The sequence below is a fragment of the Actinoplanes sp. URMC 104 genome (genome assembly GCF_051386375.1).
In the GTDB taxonomy this organism is placed as follows: domain Bacteria; phylum Actinomycetota; class Actinomycetes; order Mycobacteriales; family Micromonosporaceae; genus Actinoplanes.
This window is the reverse complement of record NZ_JBPQTO010000002.1, coordinates 2,181,296-2,195,669: the sequence shown is the minus strand read 5'-3', so window position 1 is coordinate 2,195,669 and position 14,374 is coordinate 2,181,296. Positions and strand designations below refer to the sequence as shown.

General features: G+C 70.3%; 11 protein-coding genes, 2 tRNA genes and 1 other RNA gene. 12 read left to right on the top strand and 2 right to left on the bottom strand.

The window, feature by feature from the left end; translation table 11 throughout:
* Window positions 1-86 precede the first annotated feature (86 nt).
* Entirely contained in the window at window positions 87-803 is a 717-nt protein-coding gene (deoD, locus tag ACSNN8_RS11280; RefSeq protein WP_436648596.1) for a purine-nucleoside phosphorylase, read from the bottom strand.
* Between the two features lie 125 nt (window positions 804-928).
* On the opposite strand from deoD, the gene ACSNN8_RS11275 reads away from it, so the two are divergent.
* From ACSNN8_RS11275 to ACSNN8_RS11265, 3 genes are all read left to right on the top strand, one after another.
* Window positions 929-1,015: transfer RNA gene (locus ACSNN8_RS11275), tRNA-Ser, on the top strand.
* A gap of 357 nt (window positions 1,016-1,372) precedes the next feature.
* Entirely contained in the window at window positions 1,373-1,582 is a 210-nt protein-coding gene (locus ACSNN8_RS11270; RefSeq protein WP_436648595.1) for a hypothetical protein, read from the top strand.
* A gap of 187 nt (window positions 1,583-1,769) precedes the next feature.
* Complete coding sequence (locus ACSNN8_RS11265) at window positions 1,770-2,111, top strand: STAS domain-containing protein (RefSeq protein WP_436648594.1); 342 nt, start codon at window positions 1,770-1,772, stop codon at window positions 2,109-2,111.
* Window positions 2,112-2,168: 57 nt separating this feature from the next.
* Here ACSNN8_RS11265 and ACSNN8_RS11260 read toward each other — a convergent pair.
* Window positions 2,169-2,253, bottom strand: a tRNA-Ser gene (locus ACSNN8_RS11260).
* Window positions 2,254-2,332: 79 nt separating this feature from the next.
* Between ACSNN8_RS11260 and ffs the strand changes: the two genes are divergently transcribed.
* From ffs to ACSNN8_RS11215, 9 genes are all read left to right on the top strand, one after another.
* An RNA gene (ffs, locus tag ACSNN8_RS11255) (signal recognition particle sRNA small type) lies at window positions 2,333-2,429 on the top strand.
* An 84-nt stretch (window positions 2,430-2,513) separates the two neighbouring features.
* Window positions 2,514-6,824, top strand: coding sequence for a DNA polymerase III subunit gamma and tau (locus tag ACSNN8_RS11250; protein WP_436648593.1), 4,311 nt, complete (start codon window positions 2,514-2,516; stop codon window positions 6,822-6,824).
* Between the two features lie 131 nt (window positions 6,825-6,955).
* Complete coding sequence (locus ACSNN8_RS11245; protein ID WP_436648592.1) at window positions 6,956-7,279, top strand: YbaB/EbfC family nucleoid-associated protein; 324 nt, start codon at window positions 6,956-6,958, stop codon at window positions 7,277-7,279.
* Window positions 7,280-7,283: 4 nt separating this feature from the next.
* Entirely contained in the window at window positions 7,284-7,877 is a 594-nt protein-coding gene (gene recR / locus ACSNN8_RS11240) for a recombination mediator RecR (RefSeq protein WP_364664520.1), read from the top strand.
* 403 nt (window positions 7,878-8,280) lie between these two features.
* Window positions 8,281-9,282, top strand: a complete 1,002-nt coding sequence (locus tag ACSNN8_RS11235) for an ABC transporter permease (protein WP_436648591.1) — start codon at window positions 8,281-8,283, stop codon at window positions 9,280-9,282.
* Between the two features lie 75 nt (window positions 9,283-9,357).
* A complete protein-coding gene (locus tag ACSNN8_RS11230) occupies window positions 9,358-11,133 on the top strand; it encodes an ABC transporter substrate-binding protein (protein WP_436648590.1) in 1,776 nt (591 codons plus the stop codon).
* A 118-nt stretch (window positions 11,134-11,251) separates the two neighbouring features.
* The gene (locus tag ACSNN8_RS11225) at window positions 11,252-12,253 is read left to right on the top strand and encodes an ABC transporter permease (protein WP_436648589.1); all 1,002 of its coding nucleotides are present in this window, start codon (window positions 11,252-11,254) and stop codon (window positions 12,251-12,253) included.
* Between the two features lie 11 nt (window positions 12,254-12,264).
* Window positions 12,265-13,305: an ABC transporter ATP-binding protein gene (locus ACSNN8_RS11220; RefSeq protein ID WP_436648588.1), complete on the top strand. Its 1,041-nt coding sequence runs from the start codon at window positions 12,265-12,267 to the stop codon at window positions 13,303-13,305.
* A 17-nt stretch (window positions 13,306-13,322) separates the two neighbouring features.
* Complete coding sequence (locus ACSNN8_RS11215; protein ID WP_436648587.1) at window positions 13,323-14,360, top strand: ABC transporter ATP-binding protein; 1,038 nt, start codon at window positions 13,323-13,325, stop codon at window positions 14,358-14,360.
* The last annotated feature ends 14 nt before the right edge of the window (window positions 14,361-14,374 follow it).

Below are 14,374 nucleotides of genomic sequence, written 5' to 3'. Positions count from 1 at the left end.
CCGTACGCCCTGAGCCGCGCGGCCGTTGCCCGCGGCGCCGCCGTTCCTGCCCGTACGGGCTGGGTCGCGGCGCCGCGGCAGCAGGCTCAGGAAGCGCCGGTGATCGCGGTCTCCAGACCGATCCGGACCATGTCGCCGAAGCCCCGCTCGCGCTGGGCCGAGTCCATCTTCGCGCCGGTCTTGATGTGGTCGCTGACGGTCAGGATCGTCAGCGCCCGGGCGCGGTAGCGGGCCGCGATCGTGTAGATCGCGGCGGACTCCATCTCGACCGCCAGCACGCCGTAGTCGGCCAGCGCGTCGTACAGGTCGGGACGGTCGGTGTAGAACGCGTCGGCGGCCAGGATCGGTCCGACCCGCAGCGCGGTGCCCTGCCGCTCGGCCACCTCCACCGCCGTGCGCAGCAGACCGAAGTCGGCCACCGGCGCGTAGTCGATGAGACCGTCGAAGCGGGACCGGTTCATGTTGGAGTCGGTCGCCGATCCGATCGCCGCGATCACGTCGCCCAGCTGCAGCTCGGGCGCCAGCGCGCCGCACGAGCCGATCCGGATGAGCGACTTCACGCCGTACTCGTTGATCAGTTCGTGGGTGTAGATCGACGCCGACGGCATGCCCATCCCGGAGCCCTGCACGGACACCGGCACGCCCTGGTAGGTGCCGGTGAAGCCGAGCATCCCGCGCACCTGGGTGTAGCACTTGGCGTCCTGCAGGAAGTTCTCGGCGATCCACTTGGCGCGCATGGGGTCGCCCGGAAGCAGGACCCGCTCGGCGATGTCGCCCGGCTGCCCGCCGATGTGCACGCTCATCGGCCCGTCTCCTCTAGCTCGTTCATGCTGCCGATCCTGCCAGGTCCGGCCTGCTCGTCCGGGGTGGGAGCGGTAACGGGCGACCCGGCGGCGAGCCCCGTCGGGCGTCGGGTAACCTACTTCGCGGTGGTGTGTCCGAGCGGCCTAAGGAGCACGCCTCGAAAGCGTGTGAGGGTTTACGCCCTCCAAGGGTTCAAATCCCTTCACCACCGCTTGGGGCAAAGCCCGGCGACTGAACCAGTCGCCGGGCTTTTCCGTATCCTGCTGCGGGCGCCGGGCATCGCGGCGCGCCGGCGATCCGGATCTTCCCGGACGGGGTCGTCCGTTCGGTCCTTCCCGGTGGTGTGTGACGCTCGCGTGACGGTGGTGTTTCGCCGCTTCAAGATCGCGGACATGACCTCTGCCGATGACGCAACGTGACGTTGCCGGAACGGCCCAAACACCCTTGCTGTCGCGCAAGTCACCCAGCCGAAAACCACCGGATCAGACAATGCGCTTTAACCGCCTGGTGAGAAAGTTTCACAAGATTGCCTTACGCCGATGCCTGAAAACTGTCCTAGATTTGACTCGTGAGAGTTGAGCATCACTGGTGGAATGGTGACGTCCGGGTCGCTCGCCGTGACGTCTACGTCCGCACCGACGGCAAGCTCTGGGAAGTCGAGGCTCAGATGGGTGGGCCGGAGGGCAAGTCGAAGGTGCAGCAGTGTCCCGGCCAGGCATCAGCCATGATCCTGGCCGACGCGTGGCGCGGTTCACGCTGGCGGTGGCGCAAGGTCTAGGGCGCCAGGAGCCGAGGCTGCGCCGCCTGCTTGACATCATCGGCCAGCCGGAACTTTCCCGATGAGGGCCGGATCCTATTGTGGATCCGGCCCTCATTGCGTTGGCTACCCGGACCGTTTGTCCGGTGACAATTGCCGGTGTGGATCTAGCCTGAGCTGCCATCAACAGCGCCAGGAAGCGATTCCCATGCAGGCCACAGTTACCGATCACCGTAGTGACATCGCCGTTCTGCACCTGCGCGGCGAGCTGGACGCGGACACCGCCGCGGGGCTCCACGGGACCCTGGCGGATCTGCTGGAGCGGCCGGTGCCGAAAATCGTGGTGGACCTGAGCGCGCTCAAGTTCTGCGACTCGGTGGGGCTGAGCGCCTTCGTCACCAGCAAGCAGGTCATCGACGCGCGGGGCGGCTGGCTCAGCTTCGCCGGCGCCACCCCGTTCCTCGTCCAGCTGATGGAGACGATCGGCCTGAGCCGGTACTTCGCCATCTTCCCCGAGGTCGAGGACGCCATCGCCGCCGCCCAGCTCTGAGGGGGCCGGACACAGCAAGAGCCGGGCATGCCGCCCGGCTCTTCGCTTCGCTGAAAGCGGAGGATACGAGATTCGAACTCGTGAGGGTGTGAACCCAACACGCTTTCCAAGCGTGCGCCCTAGGCCTCTAGGCGAATCCTCCGTCAGCCAGGATACAGATGCGTGTGCCGCGGGACGCACGGGTCCCCGCCTCGCCGGTCGAGGGCACCGGGTACGCTCTTGGTAGCCCCTCGTGCGGCGTGCATCTCGTGAACCTCCCCAGGGCCGGAAGGCAGCAAGGATAAGCGGGCTCTGACGGGTGCACGGGGGGCCCTTTCTTTTCCTCCTCCCTCCCGCGGGTCCTGGGTTGGTTCTTGTCGTACCCCCGGCGGACAATGGCGCGGTCGTCGAGGAGGGGCAGCAGTGGCACTCGCGCTATACCGCAAGTACCGTCCGCGCACGTTCGCGGAGGTCATCGGCCAGGAGCACGTCACCGAGCCGTTGTCGCAGGCTCTGCGCAGCGGCCGGCTGCACCACGCCTATCTCTTCTCGGGCCCGCGTGGCTGCGGCAAGACGTCCAGCGCCCGCATCCTGGCCCGCTCGCTCAACTGCGAGCAGGGCCCCACGCCCGAGCCGTGCGGGGTGTGCGCCTCGTGCCGCTCGCTCGCGAACGACGGCGCCGGCTCGATCGACGTCATCGAGATCGACGCGGCCAGCCACGGCGGTGTCGACGACGCCCGCGAGCTCAGGGAGAAGGCGTTCTTCGCGCCGGCCGGCAGCCGCTACAAGATCTACGTGATCGACGAGGCCCACATGGTCTCGTCGGCCGGTTTCAACGCGCTGCTCAAGCTCGTCGAGGAGCCGCCGGAGTACGTGAAGTTCATCTTCGCCACCACCGAGCCGGAAAAGGTGCTGGGCACGATCCGGTCCCGCACCCACCACTACCCCTTCCGGCTGATCCCGCCCGCGGTGCTGCGCCCCTATCTGCAGCAGCTCACCGACGCCGAAGGCATCCAGGTCGAGCCGGCGGTCTTCCCGCTCGTGGTGCGGGCCGGCGGGGGCAGCGCGCGAGACACGCTGTCGGTGCTCGACCAGCTGATCGCGGGCGCCGGGCCCGACGGGGTCAGCTACGCCCGGGCGGTGGCCCTGCTCGGGGTCACTGACGTCACGCTGCTCGACGAGATGTGCGACGCGCTGGCGGCCGGCGACGGCGCGGCGGCCTACTCGACGATCGACCGGGTGGCCGAGGCCGGGCACGACCCGCGGCGGTTCGCCTCCGACCTGCTCGAGCGCTTCCGCGACCTGATCGTGCTGCAGCAGGTGCCCGACGCGGTGTCCAAGGGCCTGATCGACGGGCCGGCCGACCAGCTCGAGACGATGAGCGCCCAGGCGGCCCGGCTCGGCCCGGCGACGCTGTCCCGCTGCGCCGACATCGTGCACAACGGCCTGGTCGAGATGCGCGGCACCACCGCGCCCCGGCTGCTGCTCGAGCTGATCACCGCGCGCATGCTGCTGCCGGGCGCCGAGGACTCGACCGGCGCGCTGCTGCAGCGTCTCGAACGCATGGAGCGCCGCCTGATCCTGGGCGGCGAGCCGTTGCCCGAGGCCGGCTCGGCGCCTGCGGTCGCTGCGGCGCCGGGCGCTGCTGCCGTCACTGCCGTCCCGGCTCCGGCCGCTGCCGCCCCGGCCGCTGCCGAAGCCCTCGACGCCGCTGGGGGTGGTGGGAGGTCTGCGGCTCGGGCCGCCGCTGCGGCTGCTGCCAGGCGGGCTGGGGCCACCGGCGGAGGGCGCGCGGCCGGTGCCGGTCCTGGCGCCGGTCCTGGTGCCGCCGAGTCTCCGGGCGCTGCATCTCCTGGCGTTGGTCCGGCCGGGGTTGGGTCGCCCGCTGGGGCGTCTGCGGGCGCTGGTTCTGCCGAGGATGCCTCGCCTGCCGCTGCGTCTGCGGGCGCTGGTCCCGCCGGGGTTGGGTCGCCCGCTGCAGCGTCTGCGGGCGCGGGCGCCGCCGGGGTTGGGTCGCAGGCCGCTTCGTCTGCGGCCGCGGGTCCCGCCGGGGCTGCGTCTGCGGGCGCTGGTTCTGCCGCGGGTGCGTCGCCCGCTGCTGCTTCCGCGGGCGCTGGTTCTGCCGGGGTCGGGTCGCCCGCTGCGTCTGGCGGCGCCGGCCCGGTCAGCGGTGGTGCGCAGGCTGCGGGGTCTGTCGGTGCCCGTCCCGACGGCGGCGAGTCGCCGGCCGCTGACTCTGCGGACGTGAACTCCGCCGCTGCGGCACATGGTGCCGACGCCCCGGTTGCTCCCGGTGCCGCCGCAGCGCGTGGCGGTGAGCCGGATTGGAACGAAGTGGCCGCCGGTGCGGCTTCGGCCGCTGGGCATGGCGCGGGCGCCGCGTCCGAGCAAGACGACGAGCCGCCGTGGGACGACGAGCCGGAGCCGGACGAGTACGTCTCCGGTCCCGCCGTTTCGAGGCCGTCCGGGGCTGCCGGGGACGGCGCTCAGCGGAGCTCCTCGGTGGCGAGCGCGCCCGGGCGGGCCGAGCCGTCGGTCGCTGCGTCCGGGCGGCCCGCGCCGGCGTCCGCGCAGGTCGAGCCGCCTCCCGTACGGCGGGGTGAGCCGGCCGGCGTGCTGCCGGATGCGCCCGAGGAGCCGGGGGCCGCGGCCGTCGAGGCGGTGGCTGCTGGGCCGGGCCAGTTGACGGCCCATGCGGTGCGGCAGGTGTGGTCCGAGGTGCTCGACGAGGTGAAGAAGCAGCCACGCGGGGTGATCCTGCGCGCGATGGCCGCGGACGCCACCGTGCGTGAGCTCGAGGGCGAGACGGTCGTGCTGACCGTCCCCTCGCCGCGGCACGCGCAGGGGATCACCCAGGGGGCGGCGATCATCGCGAACGCGCTCTACGAGGTGCTCGGCGGCCACTGGGAGATCCGTTGCGAGGTCGCGGGCGCGGCCGGTGCAACGTCGTACGGCTCGGCGCCGCAGGGCCGTCCCGCGCGCGGCGGTGCGTCGGCCGACGGCCGGGCGCCGGGCCGGCAGGGCGGCCCCGGGCAGCGGCAGGCTCCGAGCCGGGGTGGGGCAGGCACCGCCGCCGGTGCGGCCTCCCCGGGCGCTCCGGTCGGTGCGCCTTCTGCTGGGGCCCAGCCCGCAGCATCCGGACGGGCCCCGCACACCCAGCGCCGACAGCCGGAGGCCCCCGCTTCCGGCGGCGACGACGACTGGCCGGAGCCGGCCCGGCCGGGCGGGCTCGCCGCTCCCGCTCCGGCGGTCGACGAGGAGGACGATGGCGGCTGGCCCGAGGTGCGGGCCATCCCGACAAGCCCTCCCAAGCCGACCGCAGACTCGGCGGACGATCGCTCCGGCGCTGAGAGCGGGCCGCCCGGCGGTGCCCAGGGCGCCGCGGCTGCCGGTGGCCCCGCGTCCGGGGGGATCGGTTCCGCCGCGACGAGCATGCCGAGCGGAACTCCCGGCGGCCCGGCCGCGGCTGGCGCCCAGTTCGACGGTGGCGCTTCCGGCGCTCCGGGCGCGGCTGGTGGGCACTTCGACGGTGGCGTTTCCGGCGGAACGGCCGTCAGCGGCGCGGTCGGCGGCGCTCCCAGGGATGCCGCCGAGGGCGGTGGGCCGCACGTCAGCGGGACAAGCAGTGTTGTGGCCGGCAGCAGTATCCCGAGCGGGGCTGTGGACGGCGGCCCGAGCGAAGCCGTCGCGGGCGGTTCGGCCGGTGCCGTCTCGGGCGGTCTCAGCGGTGCCGTCGCGGGTGGTGTGCCTGGCGGCGAGCTTGCGGACGGCGGCAGTGCTTCCAGCGGTGTGAACGGAGCCGGCGCGGCCGGCCATGCGGCGGGTGGGCCCGCCGGCGGTTCCCTGTCGGGCGAGCCGGGGGCCGGGCTGGGTTCGCCGTCGGGCGACGGGGCCGTCGCGTCGTCTGTTGGGCTGGGCAGCCGGTCGGGCGGTCCGGGCAGTGGCGGAGTTGTTCCTTCTGCCGGGGGTGGCTCGGAGGCAGACGGCGGCGCTGAGCTTGGCGCTCGGGGTGTCGTCGGCGATGCGCTGCAGGCCCAGGCGCCGGGGGTTGGTGACGTCGGCGGCGCCGCTCATGGCGGTGGGACGCACGCTCTCGACGGTAGGACCGGGGAAGTGGACGACCGCCGAGAGGCAGTACGGCCCGGAGATGACTCTGCGGCGCAACCAGTGAGCGGAGGTGGTGCCGCGGCTGCCAAGGCGGCTGCGGGAGGTTCGGCGGCGGCGGCTGCGCGGGCTGCGGCTGCGCGGGCAGCGGCGCGTGCTTCGGCAGGCGGGGCGGCGCGTGCGGGGGACGGCGGTGCAACTGCGGGCGGAGGACCGGCGGGCGGGCCTGCGGGAGGCGGCTCGGCGGCAGGTGGGCCTGCGGGAGGCGGGTCGGCGGCAGGGGGCGCTGCGGGTGCGGGGCGCAACGCTGGGCCGGGCAGGGGGCCGAGCAGTGGGCTGGCGGCGGCGCGGGCTGCGGCTGCGGGAGCCCGCGGAGCGGCGGCCACCCGGCAGGGGGCCAAGCCGGCGGGCGGCGACGCCTGGGCGGACGGGTCGCCCACGGAGGAGGCGCCGTACGACCCGGAGTACGACGGTCCGCCGGCGCGGGGGGCCCGGTTCGAGGGGTTCGACCCGGGGGACGAGCCGCTGGACGACGTGATCGACGAGAAGACCGCCCGGGAGAGCAGCGAGCAGCAGGCCATGCGGCTGCTGCAGGAGGCGCTCGGCGCGGAGAAGATCGGGGAGAGCTGACGCCCGAGTGGCGTGTGGTGGTGCGGGGGTGCGCGGCGGCTACGCTGGGCGGCGATTGCGCCGAGCGGGTTGTGGTTATTGACGGGGCTCGGCGTTGTCGAGGACTTTCGATCGGATTGAGGAGCGGTGTCATGCGGCCCGGTGGACAGCCGAACATGCAGCAGATCATGAAGCAGGCGCAGAAGATGCAGCAGCAGGTTGCGCAGGCGCAGGCTGAGCTGGCTGCGGCAGAGCTGACCGGCACCGCGGGCGGCGGGCTCGTGACCGTCGTGGTGACGGGGCTCGGGGAGTACAAGTCGGTGAAGATCGACCCGAAGGCCGTCGACCCGGATGACGTGGAGACGCTGGAGGACCTGGTGCTCGCGGCGATCCACAACGCGGCCGAGGCGCAGCGGGAGCTCACCGAGGAAAAGATGGGGCCGGCCACCGGTGGCCTGACCCTGCCGGGGTTCTGATCGCGTGTACGAAGGCGCCATCCAGGACCTGATCGACGAGCTGGGGCGGCTCCCGGGCGTGGGCCCGAAGAGCGCCCAGCGGATCGCCTTCCACGTCCTGTCCGCGGACCCGGCCGACGTCAACCGGCTGTCCACCGCGCTGCGCAAGGTCAAGGAGCTGGTGCGGTTCTGCACCACCTGCTTCAACGTGGCCGAGTCGGAGCAGTGCCGGGTCTGCCGTGACCCCCGCCGCACCAACGAGGTGCTCTGCGTCGTCGAGGAGCCCAAGGACGTCGTGGCGATCGAGCGGACCGGTGAGTTCCGGGGCCGCTACCACGTGCTCGGCGGGGCGATCAATCCGCTCGAGGGCATCGGCCCGGACAACCTGCGCATCCGTGAGCTGCTGATGCGGCTCGGCACGGGCGAGGTCAAGGAGTTGATCCTCGCCACAGATCCGAACACGGAGGGTGAGGCCACGGCGACCTATCTGGCGCTGATGGTCAAGCCGATGGGGATCGCCGTCACCCGCCTGGCGAGCGGCCTGCCGGTCGGTGGTGACCTTGAGTACGCCGACGAGATCACTCTGGGTCGAGCCTTCGAAGGGCGTCGAGCCGTCTAGCTGACATACCGTGACCGTATGGTCACGAGGCGATAGCGTTTTGGTCCGGAATCGCTCCTTGCAAGCCTTCTACGCGGTAGTTTCCGTTTGGTCGGAGGGCAAGGTCACGGTCACATCACGACGGGGACACGGAACCGTTCGTGTGCGGTCCGTGAACTTGACCTGAAGCACCGCATTAGGTGAGTGTTCCTTGCGATGGCGGCACACCCGCCGTCGAGTGCCTTCGTGGCGTGGGTCTGATCTGACCACCGCGACGAGGGTCGGCACTCGAGGCATGCGATAACCGATCGGTTGCCGTTCGCTGCGTGGGCCATCGTCTCCGGTCTCGCGGGTCTTCGAAACCTGCGCGCCGGCGGCCGTGGACTCCCGCTCGTCCGGCCGCCGGGAGAGGACCGGCGCTTAGATGTCGCTTGGCCCGGAGGCGTCGGTCACCGACGAGAAGACCGCGCCCGCCGTCGATGCGGCCGAACGACCTGGCGAGAAGGCGATCGCCGGTCGATCGCTCAAGCAGATCGCCTGGCGTCGCCTCAAGAAGGACAAGGTGGCGATCGCCGGCGCGTGCGTCGTCATCTTCCTGATCGTCGTCGCGATCCTGGCTCCACTGCTGACGAAGTGGTTCGGCCACCCGTTCGACGAGCCGCACATCGATCAGATCGACCCGACGCTGAGCACGCCGCTGGGCAAGCTCGGCGGCATCAGCCGCGAGTTCCTGCTCGGCGTGGAGCCGCAGTCCGGTCGCGACATCTTCAGCCGCATCGTCTACGGCGCCCAGACCTCGCTGTCGGTCGCGTTCCTGTCGGCCTTCGTCTCGACGATCCTCGGCACGATCTTCGGCCTGATGGCCGGCTTCCTCGGCGGCTGGATCGACTCGGTGATCAGCCGAGTCATGGACTTCCTGCTCGCGTTCCCGCAGCTGCTTTTCGCGATCGCCCTGCTGTCGGTCGTCCCCGACGAGTTCCTCGGCCTCGGTGACCGCTGGTCGCGGGTCTTCGTGCTGGTCGGCGTCATCGGCTTCTTCGGCTGGCCGTACATCGGCCGCATCGTGCGCGGTCAGACGCTGTCGCTGCGGGAGCGCGAGTTCGTCGAGGCGTCGCGCAGCATGGGCGCCCGCTCGGGCCGCATCCTGTTCCGCGAGCTGCTGCCGAACCTGGCCGCGCCGATCCTCGTCTACACGACGCTGATCATCCCGACCAACATCTTGACCGAGGCCGCGTTGAGCTTCCTCGGCGTCGGTATCCCGCCGCCGAACCCGTCCTGGGGCGGCATGTTGTCGGACGCTGTGACCTTCTACTCGATCGACCCCATGTTCATGATCATTCCGGGTGGAGTGATCTTCATTACCGTGCTGGCCTTCAATCTGTTCGGCGACGGCCTGCGCGACGCACTCGACCCGAAGGCTCGCTGAGCCGGACGGTCGGCACCACCACGCATTTCTTACGCGGACCGGCCGGGTTCGCTGTTCGAGGAGGTAGGAGAACAGGTGGCACGCAAGACAAGGGTGCTCGCGGCGTCAGGCGTCGCGCTCGCGCTCGGGCTCACCACCGCCGCGTGCGGTGGCGGCTCGGACAGCGACAACAACAGCAACGGCAACTCGAACGGCAAGTCGGAGTTCGGCGCTGCCATCACCAAGGTCGTCAACCCGAGCACGACCAAGGGCGGCACGCTCAACCTGTGGACGTCGCAGGACGCCGACAGCTGGGACCCGGCGCGTGGCTACTACGCGTTCGTGTGGAACCTGAACCGTCTCTACACCCGCAAGCTGGTCGACTACGCGGCCTCCCCGGGCAAGGACGGCCTCAAGCTGCAGCCCGACCTGGCCGAGGCCGAGCCGACGATCAGCGCCGACAAGCTGACCTACACCTTCAAGCTGCGCCAGGGCCTGAAGTGGGACGACGGCAGCCCCATCACGTCCAAGGACGTGAAGTACGGCATCGAGCGCGTCTGGGCGACCGACGTCATCTCGGGTGGCCCGTACTACCTGCCGAACGTGCTCGACCAGGGTCAGAACTACAAGGGCCCGTACAAGGACACCGACCCGAACAAGCTGGGCCTCAAGACGGTCACCACGCCGGACGACTCGACGATCGTCTTCAAGCTGGCCAAGCCGTACTCGGACTTCCTCTACCTGCTGGCCATGCCGGGTTCCGGCCCGGTGCCGCAGAAGCGTGACACCGGCGCCCAGTACGGCTCGAAGCCGGCGGCTTCCGGCCCGTACATGTTCCAGAGCATCCAGCCGGGCAAGAGCGTGGCGTGGGTCCGCAACCCGAACTGGGACCAGGCGACCGACCCGATCCGCAAGGCCCTGCCGGACAAGATCAACCTGACGATCACCACCAACGCCGATGACCTGGACAACCGTCTGCTCGCCGGCACGGCGGACCTCGACGTCGGCCAGACCGGTGTGCAGGCCGCGGCCCGTACGAAGCTGCTGACCGACCCGAACCTGAAGGCCAACGCGGACGCCCCGAACACCGGCTTCCTGCGGTTCGCCGACATGACGCCGGTCGCGCCGATGAACGACATCAACTGCCGCAAGGCGGTCATCTACGCGGCCGACCCGACCGCTCTGCAGGCCGCCCGTGGTGGCGAGTTCGCCGGTGGCGACATCGGCACCAGCATCCTGCCGCCGAACATCGCCGGCTCGGACCCGAACTACGACCCGTACAACCGCAAGCAGGGCAAGCCGCAGGTCGACAAGGCCAAGGAGGCCCTCGCCGCGTGTGGCAAGCCGAACGGCTTCAACGTGACGATCGCCGCGCGTAACAACCGCGACGCCGAGGTCAAGACCGCCGAGGCGCTGCAGGCGTCGCTCAAGGCCGTGGGCATCACCGCCAAGATCGACCAGTACGACGGCGCGCAGGACTCCGCCATCGGTGGTTCGCCGGAGATCGTGAAGAAGCGCGGCTACGGCATCATCATCACCGGCTGGGGCGCCGACTACCCGACCGGCGCCGGCTACATGCAGCCGCTGATCGACGGCCGCTTCATCACCAAGAACGGCAACTTCAACCGGTCCGAGGTCAACGACCCCGCGATCAACAAGCTGTTCGACGACGCTGCCGCCGAGACCGACCCGGACAAGGCCGCCGCGATCTACTCGCAGATCAACCAGAAGGTCATGGAGGGCGCGTACGTGCTGCCGTTCGTGGTCGACAAGGCGCTCAACTACCGCAACCCGCGGCTGACGAACGCGTACGTGCACGAGTCCTTCGGCATGCTGGACTTCCAGGCGCTCGGCGTCAGCGACGGCAAGTGACGTCGCCCCACCCCAAGTGACAACGGGTAATTCGAAGGGTTGGTGAAGGCCGCCCGCGGTGGGCGGGCATCGGATTCCGCGAGGGATTCGATGCCCGCCCGTCCCTTGGCCGAAAGTCGTGCTGGCATACATCGTTCGTCGCTTGTTCAACGCGATCCTCACGCTGCTCGTGGTGACCGCGGTGACCTTCGCGATCTTCTTTGCGATCCCCAAGGCCACCGGTAGCGATCCGGCGCTGCTCTACATCGGCAAGCAGTCCGACCCGGCGGCGATCGAGGGCATCCGGACGAAGATGGGCTTCGACGACCCGATCGTCGTGCAGTACGGCAAGTTCCTGAAGGGCATCGTCGCCGGACGGGACTACGCCAACGGCGCGGACGTCAACCACTGTCCGGCGCCGTGCCTGGGTTACTCGTTCTCGACCGACCAGGAAGTCACTCCGCTGCTGATGGAGGACCTTCCGGTCACCCTGTCGCTAGCGCTCGGCGCCGCCGTTTTGTGGCTGCTGCTGGGCATCGCCGCCGGCGTCATCTCCGCGCTCCGAAGAGGTTCCTTCGTCGACCGCGCGGCGATGACCACAGCGCTGGCCGGCGTCTCGCTGCCCGTCTACTTCACGGGCCTGCTCGCCTCGGCGATCTTCGTGTACTGGCTCGAATGGCTGCCACAGGGCCAGTACGTGCCGTTCACCGAGAACCCGGCCGAGTGGTTCACCAACCTGCTCCTGCCGTGGATCACGCTGGCGTTCCTGTTCGCGGCGACGTACGCCCGCCTGACGCGCGCCAACATGCTCGAGACGCTCGGTGAGGACTACGTCCGCACCGCTCGGGCCAAGGGCCTCAAGGAGCGGACCGTCATCGGCAAGCACGCGCTGCGTTCCGGCCTCACCCCGATCGTCACCGTCTTCGGCCTCGACCTGGGCGCGCTGCTCGGCGGCGCCGTCCTGACCGAGACGGTCTTCAACTTGCGCGGCCTCGGCTATCAGGCCCTGACCGCGATCCGGCAGAACGACCTGCCGATCATCCTCGGCGTCACGCTGATCGCGGCGGCGTTCATCGTCCTCGCGAACCTCGTCGTCGACCTGGTTTACGGCTACATCGACCCCCGCGTCCGGCTGGCCTGAGGGAGAGTCACGTGTCCATCGGCGCCACCAACGCCCGCCCGTACCTCGAGATCAAGGACCTCAACGTCCGGTTCGAGACCGACGACGGCATCGTCCAGGCGGTCAGCGACTCGACGTTCAGCCTCGAGCGCGGCAAGACGCTCGGCATCGTCGGCGAGTCCGGCTCCGGCAAGAGCGTCACCTCGCTCGCGATCCTGGGCCTGCACCGCACCCGCAGCAACGCCAAGGTCAGCGGCGAGATCTGGCTCGACGACCAGGAGCTGGTCACCGCCACCGACGAGCAGGTGCGCAAGCTCCGCGGCGGCAAGATGGCCATGATCTTCCAGGACCCGCTGAGCGCGATGCACCCGTACTTCACGGTCGGGTCGCAGATCGTCGAGGCGTACCGGGTGCACCACCCCGAGGTGAACAAGAAGGTCGCCCGCGAGCGTGCGATCGACATGCTCGCCCGGGTCGGCATCCCGCAGCCGGAGCGGCGCTTCAACGACTACGCGCACCAGTTCTCCGGCGGCATGCGCCAGCGCGCGATGATCGCGATGGCGCTGGTCAACGACCCGTCGCTGCTGATCGCCGACGAGCCCACCACGGCGCTCGACGTGACCGTGCAGGCGCAGATCCTCGACCTGATCCGCGACCTGCAGGAGGAGTTCGGCTCCGCGGTCATCATGATCACCCACGACCTCGGCGTGGTGGCCGAGCTCGCCGACGACGTGCTGGTCATGTACGGCGGCAAGGTGATCGAGAAGGGGCCGGCGCTCGACGTCTTCCAGAACCCGCAGCACCCGTACACCTGGGGTCTGCTCGGCTCGATGCCGCGCCTCGACCGCGAGGTGCGCGACCGGCTCAACCCGGTCAAGGGCTCCCCGCCCAGCCTGATCAACCTGCCGAGCGGTTGCGCGTTCCATCCGCGCTGCCCGTACGCGGGACGCAACGGCGACCGGTCCTTCACCGAGGTGCCGGTGCTGCGCGGCGACGTCCACAAGGTCGCTTGCCACATGTCTCCGGAGGAGCGCACGCTGCTCTTCCAGCAGGAAGTGCTCCCGAACCTCTGAGCGGAAGTGATTGAACGATGAGCGAGAACCTGCTCGAGGTGTCCGGACTCGAAAAGCACTTCCCGATCACGAAGGGCCTGTTCAAGCGCCAGATCGGGGCCGTGCGCGCGGTCGACGGCATCGACCTCGAGGTCAAGTCCGGCGAGACGCTGGGCCTGGTCGGCGAGTCCGGCTGCGGCAAGTCGACGACGGGCCGGCTGTTCACGCGGATCCTGGAGCCGACCGGCGGCAAGGTGTTCTTCGAGGGCGAGGACATCTCCCACAAGTCGGTCACCCAGCTGCGCCCGCTGCGCCGCGACGTGCAGATGATCTTCCAGGACCCGTACTCGTCGCTGAACCCGCGGCACACGGTCGGCGCGATCATCTCGGCGCCGCTGCAGATCCAGAACATCCCGACCCCGCAGGGCGTCAAGAAGGCCGTGCAGGAGCTGCTGGAGCTCGTGGGCCTCAACCCCGAGCACTACAACCGCTACCCGCACGAGTTCTCCGGCGGTCAGCGGCAGCGCATCGGGATCGCGCGGGCGCTCGCGCTGCGGCCCAAGCTGATCGTCGCGGACGAGCCGGTCTCCGCGCTGGACGTGTCGATCCAGGCGCAGGTCGTGAACCTGCTCGACGACCTGCAGCGCGAGTTCGACCTGACGTACGTGTTCATCGCGCACGACCTGTCGGTGGTGCGGCACATCTCCGACCGGGTCGCGGTCATGTACCTGGGCAAGGTCGTGGAGATCGCCGAGCGCGCCGATCTCTACAAGAACCCGCGTCACCCGTACACGGTCGCCCTGATGTCCGCCGTACCGGTGCCCGACCCGACGCGGCGTGACCGTGCGCAGCGCGAGCGGGTGCTGCTCACCGGCGACGTGCCGAGCCCGATCAACCCGCCGTCCGGCTGCCGGTTCCGCACCCGCTGCTGGAAGGCGCAGGACATCTGCGCCACCGAGGAGCCGCCGCTGGTCACCCGGCTCGACGACCCGGCGTCGCACCTCACCGCGTGCCACTTCCCGGTCGTCGAGGACGAGGTGGTCGCGGGTCGCCGGCCGGCCGCGACACCTGCCTGATCCCGTACGAGAAA